Source organism: Paraburkholderia sp. 40 (genome assembly GCF_050434105.1).
GTDB lineage: Bacteria > Pseudomonadota > Gammaproteobacteria > Burkholderiales > Burkholderiaceae > Paraburkholderia > Paraburkholderia tuberum.
The window spans coordinates 2,577,328-2,594,279 of the sequence record NZ_JBNPVY010000004.1 but is presented as its reverse complement, the minus strand read 5'-3'; the positions used below and the strand labels follow the sequence as shown (position 1 = coordinate 2,594,279).

The 16,952-nt window shown below is 63.3% G+C and carries 20 protein-coding genes; 19 read left to right on the top strand and 1 reads right to left on the bottom strand.

Annotated features, from left to right (window positions below; genetic code table 11):
• Window positions 1–61: 61 nt before the first annotated feature.
• The 15 genes from murA (at window position 62) to tatC (ending at window position 11,864) form a co-directional block, all read left to right on the top strand.
• The gene (gene murA / locus OKW28_RS33800; protein ID WP_429451931.1) at window positions 62–1,324 is read left to right on the top strand and encodes a UDP-N-acetylglucosamine 1-carboxyvinyltransferase; all 1,263 of its coding nucleotides are present in this window, start codon (window positions 62–64) and stop codon (window positions 1,322–1,324) included.
• Window positions 1,321–2,022, top strand: coding sequence for an ATP phosphoribosyltransferase (gene hisG / locus OKW28_RS33795; RefSeq protein ID WP_090802096.1), 702 nt, complete (start codon window positions 1,321–1,323; stop codon window positions 2,020–2,022). Before murA ends, hisG begins: the two co-directional genes overlap by 4 nt.
• A 58-nt stretch (window positions 2,023–2,080) precedes the next feature.
• The gene (gene hisD / locus OKW28_RS33790) at window positions 2,081–3,415 is read left to right on the top strand and encodes a histidinol dehydrogenase (protein WP_429451929.1); all 1,335 of its coding nucleotides are present in this window, start codon (window positions 2,081–2,083) and stop codon (window positions 3,413–3,415) included.
• A gap of 244 nt (window positions 3,416–3,659) precedes the next feature.
• Window positions 3,660–4,730, top strand: a complete 1,071-nt coding sequence (gene hisC / locus OKW28_RS33785) for a histidinol-phosphate transaminase (RefSeq protein WP_429451927.1) — start codon at window positions 3,660–3,662, stop codon at window positions 4,728–4,730.
• 115 nt (window positions 4,731–4,845) lie between these two features.
• The gene (hisB, locus tag OKW28_RS33780; RefSeq protein ID WP_013090696.1) at window positions 4,846–5,433 is read left to right on the top strand and encodes an imidazoleglycerol-phosphate dehydratase HisB; all 588 of its coding nucleotides are present in this window, start codon (window positions 4,846–4,848) and stop codon (window positions 5,431–5,433) included.
• A 161-nt stretch (window positions 5,434–5,594) separates the two neighbouring features.
• Complete coding sequence (gene hisH / locus OKW28_RS33775) at window positions 5,595–6,236, top strand: imidazole glycerol phosphate synthase subunit HisH (RefSeq protein WP_429451925.1); 642 nt, start codon at window positions 5,595–5,597, stop codon at window positions 6,234–6,236.
• Between the two features lie 181 nt (window positions 6,237–6,417).
• Window positions 6,418–7,170, top strand: coding sequence for a 1-(5-phosphoribosyl)-5-[(5-phosphoribosylamino)methylideneamino]imidazole-4-carboxamide isomerase (gene hisA, locus OKW28_RS33770; protein WP_233851518.1), 753 nt, complete (start codon window positions 6,418–6,420; stop codon window positions 7,168–7,170).
• Between the two features lie 246 nt (window positions 7,171–7,416).
• On the top strand, window positions 7,417–8,190 hold the full coding sequence (hisF, locus tag OKW28_RS33765) for an imidazole glycerol phosphate synthase subunit HisF (protein ID WP_062128440.1): 774 nt from the start codon (window positions 7,417–7,419) through the stop codon (window positions 8,188–8,190).
• 1 nt (window position 8,191) lies between these two features.
• A complete protein-coding gene (hisI, locus tag OKW28_RS33760; protein WP_090802086.1) occupies window positions 8,192–8,602 on the top strand; it encodes a phosphoribosyl-AMP cyclohydrolase in 411 nt (136 codons plus the stop codon).
• Window positions 8,599–8,994: a phosphoribosyl-ATP diphosphatase gene (locus OKW28_RS33755; protein WP_429451923.1), complete on the top strand. Its 396-nt coding sequence runs from the start codon at window positions 8,599–8,601 to the stop codon at window positions 8,992–8,994. Before hisI ends, OKW28_RS33755 begins: the two co-directional genes overlap by 4 nt.
• A 90-nt stretch (window positions 8,995–9,084) precedes the next feature.
• Window positions 9,085–9,480, top strand: a complete 396-nt coding sequence (locus OKW28_RS33750; RefSeq protein ID WP_429451921.1) for a DUF4870 family protein — start codon at window positions 9,085–9,087, stop codon at window positions 9,478–9,480.
• Between the two features lie 93 nt (window positions 9,481–9,573).
• Window positions 9,574–9,939: a histidine triad nucleotide-binding protein gene (locus OKW28_RS33745; protein WP_184035806.1), complete on the top strand. Its 366-nt coding sequence runs from the start codon at window positions 9,574–9,576 to the stop codon at window positions 9,937–9,939.
• A 268-nt stretch (window positions 9,940–10,207) separates the two neighbouring features.
• The gene (gene tatA, locus OKW28_RS33740) at window positions 10,208–10,453 is read left to right on the top strand and encodes a Sec-independent protein translocase subunit TatA (protein ID WP_018420076.1); all 246 of its coding nucleotides are present in this window, start codon (window positions 10,208–10,210) and stop codon (window positions 10,451–10,453) included.
• 48 nt (window positions 10,454–10,501) lie between these two features.
• The gene (gene tatB / locus OKW28_RS33735; protein WP_429451919.1) at window positions 10,502–11,044 is read left to right on the top strand and encodes a Sec-independent protein translocase protein TatB; all 543 of its coding nucleotides are present in this window, start codon (window positions 10,502–10,504) and stop codon (window positions 11,042–11,044) included.
• A gap of 34 nt (window positions 11,045–11,078) precedes the next feature.
• A complete protein-coding gene (gene tatC / locus OKW28_RS33730; protein WP_018420078.1) occupies window positions 11,079–11,864 on the top strand; it encodes a twin-arginine translocase subunit TatC in 786 nt (261 codons plus the stop codon).
• Window positions 11,865–11,954: 90 nt separating this feature from the next.
• On the opposite strand, the gene OKW28_RS33725 is transcribed toward tatC, so the two are convergent.
• Window positions 11,955–13,175: a Do family serine endopeptidase gene (locus OKW28_RS33725; RefSeq protein ID WP_429451916.1), complete on the bottom strand. Its 1,221-nt coding sequence runs from the start codon at window positions 13,173–13,175 to the stop codon at window positions 11,955–11,957.
• 19 nt (window positions 13,176–13,194) lie between these two features.
• Between OKW28_RS33725 and OKW28_RS33720 the strand changes: the two genes are divergently transcribed.
• The 4 genes from OKW28_RS33720 to OKW28_RS33705 all read left to right on the top strand — a co-directional run bounded on the left by OKW28_RS33720 (window position 13,195) and on the right by OKW28_RS33705 (window position 16,940).
• A complete protein-coding gene (locus OKW28_RS33720; RefSeq protein WP_429335388.1) occupies window positions 13,195–13,941 on the top strand; it encodes a Nif3-like dinuclear metal center hexameric protein in 747 nt (248 codons plus the stop codon).
• A gap of 220 nt (window positions 13,942–14,161) precedes the next feature.
• Complete coding sequence (gene petA / locus OKW28_RS33715) at window positions 14,162–14,782, top strand: ubiquinol-cytochrome c reductase iron-sulfur subunit (RefSeq protein WP_429454542.1); 621 nt, start codon at window positions 14,162–14,164, stop codon at window positions 14,780–14,782.
• Window positions 14,782–16,161, top strand: coding sequence for a cytochrome b (locus OKW28_RS33710; RefSeq protein ID WP_429451914.1), 1,380 nt, complete (start codon window positions 14,782–14,784; stop codon window positions 16,159–16,161). The genes petA and OKW28_RS33710 overlap by 1 nt, the downstream gene beginning before the upstream one ends.
• 23 nt (window positions 16,162–16,184) lie before the next feature.
• The gene (locus OKW28_RS33705) at window positions 16,185–16,940 is read left to right on the top strand and encodes a cytochrome c1 (protein WP_429451912.1); all 756 of its coding nucleotides are present in this window, start codon (window positions 16,185–16,187) and stop codon (window positions 16,938–16,940) included.
• Window positions 16,941–16,952: the final 12 nt, after the last annotated feature.

The following is a 16,952-nucleotide window of genomic DNA, read 5'->3' as shown; positions in this document are numbered from 1 at the left end:
CGCGCCAAACACAGACAAAGCAGGTCCGGACGCGAACCGGGCCGATCAGGAACCGACAGGCATGGATAAACTCATCATTGAAGGTGGCTACCCGCTCTCCGGTGAAGTTGTCGTCTCGGGTGCGAAAAACGCGGCATTGCCGATCCTGTGCGCGGGTCTGCTGAGCGCCGATCCGGTGCATCTGGAGAACGTGCCCGATCTGCAGGACGTGCGCACGATGCTCAAACTGCTCGGCCAGATGGGGGTGCGTATCGAAGCCGGCGAAGGGCGCGTCGCGCTCGACGCGTCCAAGGTCGACAACCTCGTCGCGCCGTACGAAATGGTGAAGACGATGCGCGCGTCGATCCTCGTGCTCGGTCCGCTCGTCGCGCGCTTCGGTCATGCGCGCGTGTCGCTGCCGGGCGGCTGCGCGATCGGCGCGCGTCCGGTCGATCAGCACATCAAGGGTCTGCAGGCGATGGGTGCCGAGATCACGATCGAGCACGGCTTCATCGAAGCGCGCGCGAAGCGTCTGAAGGGCGCGCGCATCGTCACCGACATGATCACCGTGACCGGTACCGAGAACCTGCTGATGGCGGCGGTGCTTGCCGAAGGCGAGACGGTCATCGAGAACGCAGCGCGCGAACCCGAAGTGGTCGACCTCGCGCATCTGCTCGTCGCGATGGGCGCGAAGATCGAAGGCATCGGCACCGACCGTCTGGTGATCCATGGCGTCGACAAGCTGCACGGTGCGAAGCACACGGTGATTCCGGACCGCATCGAAGCGGGCACTTTCCTGTGCGCGGTCGCGACGGCCGGCGGCGACGTCATGCTGCGCAAGATGCGTCCGCTGCTGCTCGAAGCCGTCACCGAAAAGCTGCGCGAAGCGGGCGTCACGGTCGAGGAAGGCGACGACTGGATGCGCGTGCGCATGGACAAGCGCCCGAGCGCGGTCACGTTCCGCACCTCCGAATACCCGGCGTTTCCGACCGACATGCAGGCGCAGTTCACGGCGCTCAACACGATCGCGAACGGTACGTCGCAAGTCGTGGAGACGATCTTCGAAAACCGTTTCATGCACGTCCAGGAGCTGAACCGTCTCGGCGCGAGCATCACGATCGACGGCAACACGGCGCTCGTAACCGGCGTCGAAAAACTGTCCGGCGCGAAGGTGATGGCCACCGATCTGCGCGCGTCCGCGAGTCTTGTGATCGCCGCGCTGCGCGCCGAGGGCGAGACGCTGATCGACCGCATCTATCACCTCGATCGCGGCTACGACCGCATGGAAGCGAAGCTCAATGCGATCGGCGCGAAGGTGCGCCGGGTTTCCGGGAGCGGGGCATGAGTTCGATGCCGCAAACGTCGTCGTCGCCGGCGGTCAGCGCGCCGCTCACGCTCGCGTTGTCGAAAGGGCGTATCTTCGAGGAAACGCTGCCGCTGCTCGCGGCGGCAGGCATCGAGGTAGCGGAAGATCCGGAGAGCTCGCGCAAGCTGATCCTGCCGACCACCGACCCGAACCTGCGCGTGATCGTCGTGCGCGCGACCGACGTGCCGACCTATGTCGAGTACGGCGCGGCCGACTTCGGCGTGGCCGGCAAGGACGTGCTGCTCGAGCATGGCGGCAGCGGCCTGTATCAGCCGGTGGATCTGGACATTGCGCGTTGCCGCATGTCGGTCGCGGTCGCGGCCGGTTTCGATTATGCGAACGCGGTGCGCCAGGGCGCGCGTCTGCGGGTCGCGACCAAGTATGTTGAAACCGCTCGTGAGCATTTTGCCGCCAAGGGCGTTCACGTCGATCTGATAAAGCTGTACGGTTCGATGGAACTCGCTCCGCTGGTTGGTCTCGCCGACGCGATCGTCGACCTGGTCAGCTCGGGCAATACGCTGCGCGCGAATAATCTGGTCGAGGTGGAGGAGATCATGCAGATTTCGTCGCGTCTCGTCGTGAACCAGGCAGCGCTGAAGCTCAAACGCGCCGCGTTGCGGCCGATTCTCGACGCGTTTGCCAATGCTTCGTCGAAAACCGCCGCCCCGGCGGCCTGACTGACGATGGCAATGTGACGTTGCACTGATAGCGCGCCTTACCGAAACGGATACCTGTATGTCTACCAAGATTCGCAAACTCGATTCCACCGCTCGCGACTTCCACAAGTCGCTGCATGCGGTGCTCGCGTTCGAGGCGAGCGAAGACGAAGCCATCGAGCGCGCGGTCGCGCAGATTCTGAACGACGTGAAGGCGCGCGGCGACGAGGCGGTGCTCGAATACACGAATCGCTTCGATCGCGTCGATGCGAAAAGCGTGGCCGAGCTCGAACTGCCGATGGCCGAACTCGAGGCGGCGCTCGAAAGTCTCGAGCCGAAGCGGCGCGCGTCGCTCGAAGCGGCGGCGGCACGCGTGCGCGGCTATCACGAGAAGCAGAAGATCGAGTGCGGCAGCCATAGCTGGCAGTACACCGAAGCGGACGGCACCGTGCTCGGCCAGAAGGTCACGCCGCTCGATCGCGCGGGGATCTACGTGCCGGGTGGCAAGGCCGCGTATCCGTCGTCGGTGCTGATGAACGCGATACCGGCGCGGGTGGCCGGCGTGCGCGAAATCGTGATGGTCGTGCCGACGCCGGAAGGCGTGAAGAATCCGCTCGTGCTCGCGGCGGCTCTGCTGGGTGGCGTCGATCGCGTGTTCACGATCGGCGGCGCGCAGGCGGTAGCTGCACTCGCGTACGGCACGCAGACTGTGCCTCCGGTCGACAAGATCTGCGGCCCCGGCAACGCGTACGTCGCGTCGGCGAAGCGTCGCGTGTTCGGCACGGTCGGCATCGACATGATCGCCGGGCCGTCGGAAATCCTCGTGTTGTGCGACGGCACGACCGACCCGCGCTGGGTCGCGATGGACCTGTTTTCGCAAGCCGAGCACGACGAGCTCGCGCAGTCGATCCTGCTGTGCCCCGACGACGCGTTCATCGCGCGCGTGCAGGAAGCGATCGACGAACTGCTGCCCACCCTGCCGCGCCGCGAAGTGATCCGCACGTCGCTCGAAACCCGCGGCGCCCTGATCAAGGTGCGCGACATGGCCGAGGCCTGCGCGATCGCCAACGACATCGCGCCGGAGCACCTTGAAATTTCGGCGCTGGAGCCGCATCAGTGGGCGCAACAGATCCGTCACGCAGGCGCGATCTTCCTTGGCCGTTACACGAGCGAGAGCCTCGGCGACTACTGCGCGGGCCCGAATCATGTGCTGCCGACGTCGCGTACCGCACGGTTTTCGTCGCCGCTCGGCGTCTATGATTTCTTCAAGCGTTCGAGCCTGATCGAGGTCAGCGCGGAAGGTGCGCAGACGCTCGGCGAGATTGCCGCGGAACTGGCATACGGCGAAGGTCTGCAAGCGCACGCACGCAGCGCCGAATACCGGATGCGGCAGAACAACAACGAACGCGGCTGAGGCGGAGCGCTGATCGCGCTGGCGCGCGGCGGAGCCCAAGCAGGTGTAAGCGGGAGCAGGAGAAGCGGCGAGGGCGGCAACCGCCGCCGCATCGACCGGCTTCCATGTTTTCCGGCTTCCACCCGCTCGAGCGACGGATCGAGCCCACCCGCCCCGTTCAATAACGACGACCGAGACCAACCCGAGCGCCCAGCACTGACGACGCCGACCCGGCGTCTTTCGCACGGCCCGGCCCCCCGAACCTATGACGACACCTCGAGACATCATCCGCAGCGACGTGCTCGCAATGACGAGCTATCCGGTTCCGGACGCCACCGGCTTCATCAAGCTCGACGCGATGGAAAACCCGTTTCCGCTGCCGCCGGAACTTGCCGCGCATCTCGGCGAGCGTCTGGCCGGCATCGCGTTGAACCGTTATCCGGCGCCGCGCCCCGAGCAGTTGATCGAGCGCATTCGTCACGTGATGGGCGTGCCGGCGGGGTGCGACGTGCTGCTCGGCAATGGCTCGGATGAAATCATCAGCATCATGTCGGTCGCGTGCGCGAAGCCGGGCGCGAAGGTGCTCGCGCCGGTGCCGGGCTTCGTCATGTATCAGATGTCGGCGAAGCTGGCGAATCTCGAATTCGTCGGCGTGCCGCTCAAAGCCGACTTCACGCTCGATACCGACGCGATGCTCGCGGCGATCGCCGAGCATGAACCGGCGATCATCTATCTCGCGTATCCGAACAACCCGACCGGCACGCTGTTCGATGACGCCGAAATCGAGCGCGTCATCGCCGCGGCGGGCAAGAGCCTCGTCGTGATCGACGAGGCGTATCAGCCGTTCGCGCAGAAGAGCTGGCTGCCGCGCGCCGACCAGTTCGACAACGTCGTCGTGATGCGCACGGTGTCGAAGCTGGGCCTCGCCGGGATTCGCCTCGGTTACCTGGTCGGCAAGCCCGCGTGGCTGACCGAGTTCGACAAGGTCCGCCCGCCGTACAACACCAACGTGCTGACGCAGGCCGCCGCTGATTTCCTGCTCGACCACATCGGCGTGCTCGATGCGCAGGCCGCGCAATTGCGCGACGAACGCGAGAAACTCGCGCAGGCGGTGGCCGCGCTGCCGGGCGCCGAAGTGTTCACTAGCGCGGGCAACTTCCTGCTCGTGCGGGTGCCCGATGCGTCGGTATTGTTCGAAACCCTGCTAACGGCGCGGATTCTGATCAAAAACGTGAGTAAAATGCATCCATTGCTGGCCAATTGCGTGCGTTTGACCGTCGGTTCGCCGAACGAGAACGCCCAGTTGCTCGCCGGCCTGAAACTCGTGTTGCGGTAACCCGCCGCATTGAGCGGCGGCACTGAGCCGCTGCGTTGAACGGCTGCACTGAGCAGCCCGCCAGTTTGTCCATCCCACATTACTAGCGCTTTTAAGCCAGATTCGAGGAATTGCCATGCGCCTTGCGGAAGTCGTTCGCAACACCAGCGAAACGCAGATCCGTGTGAAGATCAACCTGGACGGCACCGGCCAGCAGAAGCTGGCCACCGGTGTGCCGTTCCTGGACCACATGCTCGACCAGATCGCCCGCCACGGGTTGTTCGACCTCGAGATCGAAGCGCATGGCGACCTGCATATCGACGACCATCACACGGTCGAAGACACCGGCATCACGCTCGGCCAGGCCGTCGCGAAGGCGATCGGCGATCGCAAGGGCATCCGCCGCTACGGCCATTCCTACGTGCCGCTCGACGAAGCGCTGTCGCGCGTCGTGATCGATTTTTCCGGCCGTCCGGGCCTCGAATTTCACGTGCCGTTCACGCGCGCGCGCATCGGCACGTTCGACGTCGACCTGTCGATCGAATTCTTCCGCGGCTTCGTGAACCATGCCGGCGTGACGCTGCACATCGACAACCTGCGTGGCATCAACGCGCACCATCAGCTCGAAACGGTGTTCAAGGCATTCGGGCGTGCGCTGCGCATGGCCGTCGAACTCGACGAGCGCGCGGCCGGACAGATTCCGTCGACCAAGGGCAGCCTCTAACGTAACGGCCGTAGCAGGCTTTAACACGGGTTTCACTGCCTCCAACGTCTTCAGGCCACTCACCTTCAAGCGATTCATCGGGCAGGACCGCATTTGCCGGCACGTCGTTTGACGCCGCGCGGCGGCGTCGATGGATCGAGGGCAGAGCGGCCAAACTTGAAATGAAAACTTCGATAGCGATTGTGGATTACGGAATGGGCAACCTGCGCTCGGTTGCCCAGGCACTGCGTAAAGCGGCGCCGGAAGCGGACGTGGCGATCGTCGATCGTCCGGAAGTGATCCGCTCGGCCGACCGCGTGGTGCTGCCGGGCCAGGGTGCGATGCCCGACTGCATGCGCAGTCTCGGCGCGTCCGGTTTGCAGGAAGCGGTCGTCGAGGCGTCGCGGAGCAAGCCGCTGATGGGCGTGTGCGTCGGCGAGCAGATGCTGTTCGACTGGAGCGCCGAGGGCGACACGCCGGGTCTGGGTCTGTTGCCCGGCAAGGCGGTGCGCTTCGAGCTCGAAGGCCAGGTGCAGGACGACGGCTCGCGCTTCAAGGTCCCGCAGATGGGCTGGAACCGCGTGCGTCAGGCGCAGCCGCATCCGCTGTGGGACGGTGTCGCCGACAACGCGTTCTTCTACTTCGTGCACAGCTACTACGTGGTGCCGGACAACCCGGCGCATACGTCGGGCGAAACGGTCTACGGCGTGCCCTTTACCTCGGCGGTAGCGCGGGATAACATCTTTGCCACCCAATTCCACCCTGAAAAGAGCGCCGAGGCGGGTTTGCGCGTGTATCGCAACTTCGTGCACTGGAACCCGTGAACGCCTTTTTTCAACCCGTTGCCGCGCGCGCGTCGCGCGGTGCCCCGGTCCCGCATCCGACCGGCGCCCCACTGGAGCGCCGAACGAGTTGTACTAAACTAGCGAGACGGTATTGCGGCGGGCTGACTCGCCAGCCGCTGCCGCCGACCTTCAATCCACTCCCAGATAACACCCGATTGCTATGCTGCTGATTCCCGCCATCGACCTGAAAGACGGTCAGTGTGTACGCCTCAAACAGGGCGATATGGACCAGGCGACGATTTTCTCCGAGGAACCGGCGGCCATGGCCCGACATTGGGTCGACCGCGGCGCGCGTCGACTGCATCTGGTCGACCTGAACGGCGCGTTTGCCGGCAAGCCGAAAAACGGCGATGCAATCCGCGCGATCATCGATGAAGTGGGCGGCCAGATTCCGGTTCAGCTGGGCGGCGGCATCCGCGACCTGAACACGATCGAGCGCTATCTGGATGACGGTTTGTCGTACGTGATCATCGGCACCGCGGCGGTGAAGAACCCCGGCTTTCTGCAGGACGCGTGCACCGCGTTCGGCGGTCACATCATCGTCGGTCTCGACGCGAAAGACGGCAAGGTCGCCACCGACGGCTGGAGCAAGCTGACCGGTCACGAAGTAGCCGACCTCGCGCGCAAGTTCGAGGACTACGGCTGCGAGTCGATCATCTACACCGACATCGGGCGTGACGGCATGCTGCAAGGCATCAACATCGAAGCGACGGTGCGCCTTGCGCGCGCGGTCAAGATTCCGGTGATCGCGAGCGGCGGTCTATCGAACCTCGCGGACATCGAATCGCTGTGCGAAGTCGAAGGCGAGGGCATCGAGGGCGTAATCTGCGGCCGCGCGATCTATTCGGGCGACCTCGACTTCGCGGCCGCGCAGACGCTCGCGGACAAGCTGCGCGAAGCGGACGACGCTTAAGCACGGCGTCGGCTGCGCGTGCTGGGCAGGTTGCGCGGGCCGCCGGCGTTGCGCTCGTGTCGGCTTGCGGCGCTCGTCCGAACGATGGCTTGCCTGTAACGCGCGTCGCACGATTAAGCGCCCGGAACCTCACCAGCTTCCGGCCGGCACCTCACTCGCGGCGCGACGCAACCGCTCGCGCCGGCACCGTGCCGCTTGCCCGCAAGCGAGCGGCCTCATCAGCGGTATTGGCAGAATTGCACGATCATGGCTCTAGCTAAACGCATCATCCCCTGTCTCGACGTCACCGCGGGCCGCGTGGTCAAGGGCGTCAACTTCGTCGAACTGCGCGACGCGGGCGACCCGGTCGAAATCGCGCGCCGTTACGACGATCAGGGCGCCGACGAACTGACGTTCCTTGACATCACCGCGACCTCGGATCAGCGCGACCTGATTCTGCCGATCATCGAGGCGGTCGCTTCGCAGGTGTTCATTCCGCTGACGGTCGGCGGCGGCGTGCGCGCGGTCGAAGACGTGCGGCGCCTGCTGAACGCGGGCGCCGACAAGATCAGCATGAACTCGTCGGCGGTAGCGAATCCGCAACTCGTGAAGGACGCGACCGACAAATACGGCTCGCAGTGCATCGTCGTCGCGATCGACGCGAAGCGCGTATCGGCCGACGGCGAAACGCCGCGCTGGGAAGTGTTCACGCACGGCGGCCGCAAGGCCACCGGTCTCGATGCGGTCGAATGGGCGCGCAAGATGGCCGAGTTGGGCGCGGGCGAAATCCTGTTGACAAGCATGGATCGCGACGGCACCAAGAGCGGCTTCGACCTCGCGCTCACGCGCGCGGTGTCGGACGCGGTGCCGGTGTCGGTGATCGCCTCGGGCGGCGTCGGCAATCTTCAGCATCTCGCCGACGGCATCAAGAGCGGCCACGCGGACGCGGTGCTCGCCGCGAGCATCTTCCACTATGGCGAACACACGGTCGGCGAGGCCAAGCGCTTCATGGCCGATCAGGGCATTTCGGTGAGGTTGTGACGTGACGAATCCTTCGGCAGTGAACTGGCTCGACAAGGTCAAGTGGGACGCGAACGGCCTCGTGCCGGTGATTGCGCAGGAAGCGTCGACGAACGACGTGCTGATGTTCGCGTGGATGAACCGCGAGGCCCTGGCAAAGACCGTCGAGACCGGCCGCGCGGTGTATTTCTCGCGCTCGCGCCAGCGCCTGTGGTTCAAGGGCGAGGAGTCGGGTCACGTGCAGCATGTGCATGAAGTGCGACTCGATTGCGACGAAGACGTCGTGCTGCTGAAAGTCGAGCAGGTATCGGGCATCGCGTGCCACACCGGCCGTCACTCGTGCTTTTTCCAGAAATTCGAAGGCTCGGTGGACGACGGTGACTGGCAGGCCGTCGATCCCGTGCTGAAAGACCCCGAACACATCTACAAATGACGCAATCCACGCAAAACCCCTCGACCGCCGAGGCTTCGACGCTCGACACGCTGCTGCGCCTCGCGGCGGTGATCGACAGCCGCAAGGGCGGCGATCCGGACATCTCGTATGTATCGCGCCTGTTCCATAAGGGCGACGACGCGGTGCTGAAAAAGATCGGCGAAGAAGCCACCGAAGTCGTGCTGGCTGCGAAGGACGTGCGCCAGGGCGGCGCACCGAAGGCGCTGGTCGGCGAGGTTGCGGACCTGTGGTTCCACTGCCTCGTGATGCTGTCGCATTTCGATCTGAGCCCCGCCGACGTGATCGCCGAACTCGAGCGTCGCGAAGGCCTGTCGGGCATCGAGGAAAAGGCGCTGCGCAAGAGCCGCGAGCGCGAGGAAAACGGCGACTGAGCAGCCGGAGCGGAAATCTGGCGTTTCTGCTTGAAGTCGCGCGCGCCGGCACCAATATAGCGGTAATCGCACCTCCGGGAGGACGCAAGCATGGAACAGCCGCAAGGAAGCTATCCGCCGCCGGTCTACCGCCACGCGATGGTGCCTGAGCGCGAGCGCAGCCTGCGCACGCTCACGCACGTGCTGTACGCGCTGTATGCGGTCCACTGGCTGACCGGCGGGCTCACCATTCTGGTCGCGATCATCATCAACTACGTCAAACGGTCGGACGTGGCCGGCACGCCGTACGAAGCGCACTTCGAATGGCAGATCCGCACGTTCTGGCTGGGCCTCATCGGTTACGCGATCGGCGCGTTGCTGCTGCTCGTCGTGATCGGCATTCCGGTGCTGTGGGCAGTCAGCATATGGATGTTGTACCGTATTATCAAAGGCTGGCTGTATCTGTACGATAACAAGCCGTTCGCGAATCCGGCCAGTTGGGTCTGAACGCTAGCCGGTCCGTATGGGCGGGCCGGCTTTCGGATCGAACCTCGGCGCGGGCGGCTTCGCTCGCCCAAGTCATACCGCGTCAGGAATACGATGAGTCACGATCCGAACTGCCTTTTCTGCAAGATTGCCGCTGGCGAAATCCCGTCGACCAGGGTCCACGAAGACGACGAGTTCGTCGCCTTCCGCGACATCCGTCCGGCGGCCGAAACGCATGTGCTGGTGATTCCTCGCAAGCACATTGCAACGCTGTCGAACTGCACGGAAAGCGACGCGCCTCTGCTTGGTAGAATGCTTGTCCTGGCCGCGCGACTGGCCGAACAATTGGGGGTCGCGTATAACGGCGGCGAAACGGGCTTTCGCACGGTAATCAATACCGGTCCGGGCGGTGGTCAGGAGGTGTATCACCTGCACGCGCACATTCTCGCGGGACCGCGTCCCTGGCAACGCATGGGCTGAGCGCCGCTTCACGCGTGAGGCGCACTGCGTGGCAAGTGCGCACCGCCGCGAGTTTTGGTCGGGGACAATAGCGCCGCCGTTGTTTTTACCGCTGTGTAATAACGTCGACGCGATCGTGTGGCCACAATGACAGGCGTAGATGGCCGCAATGCGAGCGAGGCGGTGCAGCCTGAGGTAACGTAGGGATAGATGGAGACGAAGCGCACGCGCTTCAGGTTATGCAAATTGGCCGCATCGAGATGCGGCGTCGGGGTTAAGGAGAGTAGTCATGGGTTCGTTGAGTATTTGGCATTGGTTGATCGTTCTGTTGATCGTCGCGCTCGTGTTCGGCACGAAGAAGCTGCGCAACATCGGCAGCGATCTGGGCGGCGCCGTGAAGGGCTTCAAGGAAGGTGTGAAGGAAGCCGATTCGTCGTCGGCCGACGCGCAACAGCAGCAGCGCGAGCTGCCGCGCAACGGCGCGGTGGACGTCGAAGCGAAGGAAAAGACGCAGCAATCGAGCGATTACCGCTAAGCCGCGGCCTTCGCGCCGTTCCCGCGTTTCTGACGGACATTCCACTTCATGCTGGACCTCGGTCTAACCAAGATGGCGCTGATCGGCGTCGTCGCGCTGGTCGTCCTCGGGCCTGAGCGCCTGCCGCGTGTGGCTCGCACGGCCGGCGCGCTGTTCGGCCGCGCACAGCGGTACATCAACGACGTTAAGGCCGAAGTCACGCGCGAAATCGAGCTCGACGAATTGCGGCGCATGAAAACCGAGTTCGAGAAGGCCGCGAGCAATGTCGAAACGGCGGTTCAGGACAATCTGCGCAAGCACGAGAATGAACTGAACGAAGCATGGGATAGCGGTACCTCGGTATCGCCGAGCATCGCCGGCGGCGCGCTCGAAGACGCCGGCAGCGGGGCCACCGGCAGCGCGGGTGCCACCTCGTGGCCCGTCAGTACGCCGGCCGCCGCGCCCAAACGCAAGACCTGGCGCGTCCAGCAGAGTGCCACGCCCACCTGGTACAAGCGAGCGAGCCTGCGGCGCACGCGCGTGCAGTCGGGCGCCGCGCGCGTTGCGCGGCACACACCTGCCAACCTGCGTCGTCCGACGCGGTTTTTCTGATGTTCAGATCGACAATCCCCAACCGAGGGCCGGTGTGAGCGACCCCCAGCAATCCCAGAACGAAGGCACTGAAGAGACCTTCATTTCCCACCTCGTCGAACTGCGTGACCGCATCATCCGTGCGGGGCTCGCCGTCGTCGTCGTGTTCATCGGGCTCGTGTACTGGGCGCCGGACATCTTCAAACTGCTCGCCCGTCCGCTGATGATGAATCTGCCGAAGGACGGCAAGATGATCGTCACCGATGTCACCGGCTCGTTCTTCGTGCCGATGAAGGTGACGATGCTGGTCGCCTTCGTGATCGCGCTGCCGGTCGTGCTGTACCAGATCTGGGCGTTCGTCGCGCCTGGGCTCTATCAGCACGAGAAGAAGCTCGTCGCGCCGCTCGTCGCGAGCAGCTACACGCTGTTCCTGTGCGGCATGGCGTTCGCGTACTTCGTCGTGTTTCCGACCATCTTCCGCGTGATGGCGCACTACAATGCGCCGCTCGGCGCGGAGATGACAACCGATATCAACAATTACCTGAGCTTCGTGCTGACGATGTTCATCGCGTTCGGCGTCACGTTCGAGGTACCGATCGTCGTCGTGCTGCTGGTGCGGATGAACGTGGTGACGCTGAAGAAGCTGAAGGAGATCCGGCCGTATGTGATCGTCGGCGCGTTCGTGGTGTCGGCCGTCGTAACGCCGCCGGACGTGTTTTCGCAGCTGATCCTCGCGGTTCCGCTGATTCTGCTATATGAAGCTGGCATCGTCGCGGCGCGGTTGATCGTCGGCAAGCAGCCGGTGGTCGTGGAGGATGCGAGTCCGCCGCCGTCCAGTTGAGGTGTCGCGAGTCAGTGCCGGGCGTCAAATGAAAAAGGGCAGTTCATTGCGGACTGCCCTTTTTCATTGCGTGGAATCGCGGCATTAGCTTCAGCCGCCTTCGTCATCCGGCTGATCGCCGCCGTTGTCGTCTTCCGTCTGTTTCGGCGGCGGCGGGCGTTTGCCGATCTTCACGTCGAGATCGATCTGATGACCTTTGCGCACCAGATGCACTTTCGCCGCCGTACCGGGCTTGATCTGCGCGATCACGTTCAACAGACGCGTGGTATCGGTGATCGCCTGGCCGTTTACGCTCGTCAGGATGTCGCCGGGCTTGATGCCCGCGCGGTCGGCCGGGCCGCTTTTCAGCACGCCCGCGACAATCGCGCCCGACTTCTGATCGAGCCCGAACGACTCCGCGATTTCCGGCGTTACGTCCTGCGGTTCGACGCCGATCCAGCCGCGCGTGACCGTGCCGGTCGTAATGATGCTCTCGAGCACGCTGCGCGCGGTCGACACCGGAATCGCGAAGCCGATGCCGAGCGAGCCGCCCGAGCGCGAGTAGATTGCGGTGTTGATGCCGAGCAGGTTGCCGTTCACGTCGACGAGCGCACCGCCCGAGTTGCCGGGGTTGATCGGGGCGTCGGTCTGGATGAAGTTTTCGAACGTATTGATGCCGAGATGGTTGCGGCCGAGCGCGCTGACGATGCCCATCGTTACGGTCTGCCCGACGCCGAACGGATTGCCGATCGCGAGCACGACGTCGCCGACGCGGGTCTGGTCCATCCGGCCGAGCGTGATGGTGGGCAGATTGGTCATATTGACCTTTAGCACGGCCAGATCGGTTTCGGGGTCGATGCCGATGACCTTCGCGCTGGCGGTGCGGCCATCGGCGAGCGCGATTTCGATCTGATCGGCGCCGTCGACGACGTGCTGGTTCGTTAGAATGTAACCTTCCGAACTCACTATCACGCCTGAGCCGAGATTCGAGGCAGGCTGCTCCTGCTGCTTGCGATTGTTCCTGTCGCCGAAGAAGTAGCGGAACAGCGGGTCTTTGGCGCGCGGGTCGGGAGGCAGCGAGCCATCCTTGCTGGAGAACACGTTGACGACCGCGGGCATGGCCTTTTGCGCCGCTTCGGCATAGGACGTTTCGGCATGGCCAGTGCCGATGCCCGGCGCCACTTCCCGTAGCGCGACGATCGGTTCGGCGAGTTGTCTGCCGAACTGTCCTTGACGCTGCAGCCACTGCGGTTTGAGGGTCGCAATGATGAACATCAACGCCAACAGCACCGTCACCGCTTGGGCAAATAACAGCCAGAAGCGTCTAAGCATCTGAAGACTAGAGGTCTATATGGATCGGATTGAACTTGAATTGTACTTGAACAATCTCCTTGAAACCGCGCGCTTCAAGGACTATTGCCCGAACGGATTGCAGGTCGAAGGACGCCGCCGGATCAACAAACTCGCGACCGGCGTGACCGCGTCGGTGGCCTTCCTGGAGGCCGCGCTCGACTGGGGCGCCGACGCCGTGCTGGTCCATCACGGCTACTTCTGGCGCAACGAGGCACCGCAGATCACCGGCCGCAAACATGCTCGTTTGAAGCTGCTGCTCGCCAACGACCTGAACCTGTTCGCCTACCATCTGCCGCTCGACGATCATCCCGAGTTCGGCAACAACGCGCAGATCGGCGAGAAGATGGGCTGGATCAGCGACGCGCGTTTCGGCGACAACGATCTCGGTTGGCTCGCCACGCTGCCGATGCCGATCACGCTGTCGCACCTCACCGCGGAAATCGAGCAGACACTGGGCCGCACGCCGCTCGTGTTCGGCGATCCGGATATGGAGCTGCGCCGCGTCGGCTGGTGCACGGGTGCCGCGCAAGGCATGTTCGACGCCGCGATCAACGCGGGTGTCGACGTCTACGTGACCGGCGAGGTATCGGAGTCGGTGATGCATACGGCGGCGGAAAGCGGCGTCGCGTTTCTGGCAGCTGGCCACCACGCGACCGAGCGCTTCGGCGTGCAGGCGGTGGGCAAGCATCTGTCCGAATCGTTCGATATCGAACATCTGTTTATCGATATCCCCAATCCCGTTTGAATTGCGAATTGCATTAACGAAGAAAAAAGCAGGAATACCGCAGAAGGCACTTAAAAGGAGGTGCGAAAAAGTTTGCGATCGGTACGGACAAACCCTGAGCTATCAAGGGCTTCGCACGGTTTTTGGCAATCGGCCCTTGTAAATGGCGACTCCATTCGAGCAAACTAGCGGCGGTAGAAGCGACGTGAAGGAAAAATCCAACTCAGAAGTGGGGCGAGTGATGCGAGACAAAGAAGAGGAACGCGTCGATGGCAGCCGCCGTAACTGGCTGGTAGCGACGACCGTAGCAGGCGGCATAGGAGGTGTTGCCGTTGTCGTACCCTTTGTTAGTTCCTTTGCACCATCCGAAAAGGCCAAGGCCGCAGGTGCCCCGGTCGAAGTCGATATCAGTGGTCTGAAGCCCGGCGACATGATGACGGTCGCCTGGCGTGGCATGCCGGTGTGGATCATCAACCGCACGGACCGCATGCTCGCCGATGTTCAAAAAGCCGACAGCCAGGTAGCGGACCCCCACTCGCTGAATCCGTTTTCGATGCCGCTGCCGGACTACTGCAACAACGAATTCCGTTCACGCGCCGAGAACAAGCATCTGCTGGTTGCCGTCGCCGTTTGCACGCATCTGGGCTGCACGCCGACGCCGCGCTTCCAGGAAGGCCCGCAGCCGAATCTCCCCGACGACTGGCCCGGCGGCTTCCTGTGCCCGTGCCACGGCTCGACCTACGACATGGCCGGCCGCGTCTTCAAGAACAAACCCGCTCCGCAGAACCTCGACATCCCGCGCTTCATGTTCACGTCGGCAACGGCCCTTGTGATCGGGAAGGACGAAAAAGGAGAAGCGTAATGGCGAGCGAACACGAAGTAGAGACGACCGGGCTGGCTGGTTGGATCGACCAGCGCTTCCCGATGACTGCGACGTGGAAGAAGCACGCTTCCGAGTACTACGCGCCGAAGAACTTCAACTTCTGGTACTTCTTCGGTTCGCTTGCGTTGCTGGTGCTGGTCAATCAGATCGTCACCGGCATTTTCCTGACGATGAACTACAAGCCCGACGCGACGCTCGCGTTCTCGTCGGTCGAGTACATCATGCGCGAGGTGCCGTGGGGCTGGCTGATCCGCTACATGCACTCGACGGGTGCGTCGATGTTTTTCGTCGTCGTGTATCTGCACATGTTCCGCGGGCTCATGTACGGCTCGTACCGCAAGCCGCGCGAGCTGGTGTGGATTTTCGGCTGCCTCATCTTCCTGAGCCTGATGGCCGAGGCGTTCTTCGGCTACCTGCTGCCATGGGGCCAGATGTCGTTCTGGGGCGCGCAGGTGATCGTGAACCTGTTCTCGGCGATTCCGTTCATCGGGCCCGATCTGTCGCTGTGGATTCGCGGCGACTACGTCGTGTCCGACGTCACGCTGAACCGCTTCTTCGCGTTCCACGTGATCGCGATTCCGCTGGTGCTGGTCGGCCTCGTGATCGCGCACATCGTCGCGCTGCACGAAGTCGGCTCGAACAATCCGGACGGCATTGAGATCAAGGCCAAGAAGGGCCCGGATGGCGTGCCGCTCGACGGCATTCCGTTCCACCCGTACTACTCGGTGCACGACTTCATGGGCGTGGCGATCTTCCTGTTGATCTTCGCGGCGATCATCTTCTTCGCGCCGGAAATGGGCGGGTACTTCCTTGAAGCCAACAACTTCATCCCCGCGAATCCGCTGCAGACGCCGCCGGAAATTGCGCCCGTGTGGTACTTCACCGCCTTTTATGCGATGCTGCGCGCCACTACCGATCCATTCAAGATCGTGCTGATGATCGTCATCGCGCTACTCGGGTTGCTGGCGCTCGTGCGCGCGCGCGGCAAGTGGAAGCTCGGCCTGCCGGTGCTTGCGGTGCTGGTGATCGTCGCGATGGTGTTCACCGAATCGAAGTTCTGGGGCGTCGTGGTGATGGGCAGCGCGGTGATTTCGCTGTTCTTCCTGCCGTGGCTCGACCGGTCGCCGGTCAGGTCTATTCGCTACCGGCCGTTCTTCCACAAGGTTTTCTTCGGGATCTTCGTGATTGCGTTCCTGACGCTCGGCTTCCTCGGGACGCGACCGCCATCGCCGGCCGCGACGCTGATCGCCCAGATCTGCGCGCTGATCTACTTTGCGTTTTTCCTCGGCATGCCCTTCTGGACCCGGCTTGGCAAGTTCAAGCAGCCGCCCGAGCGGGTGCGGTTCAAGCCTCACTAATCGCGAGCCAGGAGAACATGAAGATGAAAAGACTGCTTTCGATGTGCGCGCTGGTCGGCGCGACCATGCTTGCGCTGCTGGCCGCTCCGGTTCACGCGGACGAGAATTTCCCGCTCGATCGCGCGCCGGACAACACGAACAATTTCGCTTCATTGCAGCGCGGTGCGCAATTGTTTGTAAACTACTGCCTGAATTGCCACAGCGCGAACCTGATGCGCTACAACCGCCTGACCGATCTCGGCATCACGCCGAACGAAATCCAGGCGAACCTGCTGTTCACCACCGACAAGGTCGGCAACACGATGACCGTGGCGATGCGCCCGGAGGACGCGAAAGGGTGGTTTGGGGCGACGCCGCCGGATCTGTCGGTGGAGGCGCGAGCGCGCGGCACGGACTGGCTTTACACGTATCTGCGGAGTTTTTATCGCGACGATACGCGGCCGACCGGCTGGAACAATCTGGTGTACCAAAACGTGAGCATGCCTCACGTGCTGTGGCAGCTTCAGGGGCAGCGTGCGGCGAAATTCGGCGACGAAACCGACGAAAAAACCGGCGAAAAGGTCCACAAATTCCTCGGCTTCCAGCAACTGACTCCGGGGACGGTGTCGCCGGTAGATTATGATTCTGCTGTGGCCGACCTCGTGTCGTACCTGTCATGGATGTCCGAACCGACGCAGCAAACCCGCAAGCAACTTGGCGTGTGGGTGCTGTTGTTCCTCGGTATCCTGAGCTTTTTCGCCTGGCGACTGAACGCCGCGTACTGGAAACATATCAAATAATCACGCCGCTAC

Bases quoted from the DNA above. Each gene is read 5' to 3' on its own strand.
- murA (WP_429451931.1), top strand. From the start codon at position 62: ATGGATAAACTCATCATTGAAGGTGGCTACCCGCTCTCCGGTGAAGTT.
- hisG (WP_090802096.1), top strand. From the start codon at position 1,321: ATGAGTTCGATGCCGCAAACGTCGTCGTCGCCGGCGGTCAGCGCGCCG.
- hisD (WP_429451929.1), top strand. From the start codon at position 2,081: ATGTCTACCAAGATTCGCAAACTCGATTCCACCGCTCGCGACTTCCAC.
- hisC (WP_429451927.1), top strand. From the start codon at position 3,660: ATGACGACACCTCGAGACATCATCCGCAGCGACGTGCTCGCAATGACG.
- hisB (WP_013090696.1), top strand. From the start codon at position 4,846: ATGCGCCTTGCGGAAGTCGTTCGCAACACCAGCGAAACGCAGATCCGT.
- hisH (WP_429451925.1), top strand. From the start codon at position 5,595: ATGAAAACTTCGATAGCGATTGTGGATTACGGAATGGGCAACCTGCGC.
- hisA (WP_233851518.1), top strand. From the start codon at position 6,418: ATGCTGCTGATTCCCGCCATCGACCTGAAAGACGGTCAGTGTGTACGC.
- hisF (WP_062128440.1), top strand. From the start codon at position 7,417: ATGGCTCTAGCTAAACGCATCATCCCCTGTCTCGACGTCACCGCGGGC.
- OKW28_RS33755 (WP_429451923.1), top strand. From the start codon at position 8,599: ATGACGCAATCCACGCAAAACCCCTCGACCGCCGAGGCTTCGACGCTC.
- OKW28_RS33750 (WP_429451921.1), top strand. From the start codon at position 9,085: ATGGAACAGCCGCAAGGAAGCTATCCGCCGCCGGTCTACCGCCACGCG.
- OKW28_RS33745 (WP_184035806.1), top strand. From the start codon at position 9,574: ATGAGTCACGATCCGAACTGCCTTTTCTGCAAGATTGCCGCTGGCGAA.
- tatA (WP_018420076.1), top strand. From the start codon at position 10,208: ATGGGTTCGTTGAGTATTTGGCATTGGTTGATCGTTCTGTTGATCGTC.
- tatB (WP_429451919.1), top strand. From the start codon at position 10,502: ATGCTGGACCTCGGTCTAACCAAGATGGCGCTGATCGGCGTCGTCGCG.
- OKW28_RS33725 (WP_429451916.1), bottom strand. From the start codon at position 13,175: ATGCTTAGACGCTTCTGGCTGTTATTTGCCCAAGCGGTGACGGTGCTG.
- OKW28_RS33720 (WP_429335388.1), top strand. From the start codon at position 13,195: ATGGATCGGATTGAACTTGAATTGTACTTGAACAATCTCCTTGAAACC.
- petA (WP_429454542.1), top strand. From the start codon at position 14,162: ATGCGAGACAAAGAAGAGGAACGCGTCGATGGCAGCCGCCGTAACTGG.
- OKW28_RS33710 (WP_429451914.1), top strand. From the start codon at position 14,782: ATGGCGAGCGAACACGAAGTAGAGACGACCGGGCTGGCTGGTTGGATC.
- OKW28_RS33705 (WP_429451912.1), top strand. From the start codon at position 16,185: ATGAAAAGACTGCTTTCGATGTGCGCGCTGGTCGGCGCGACCATGCTT.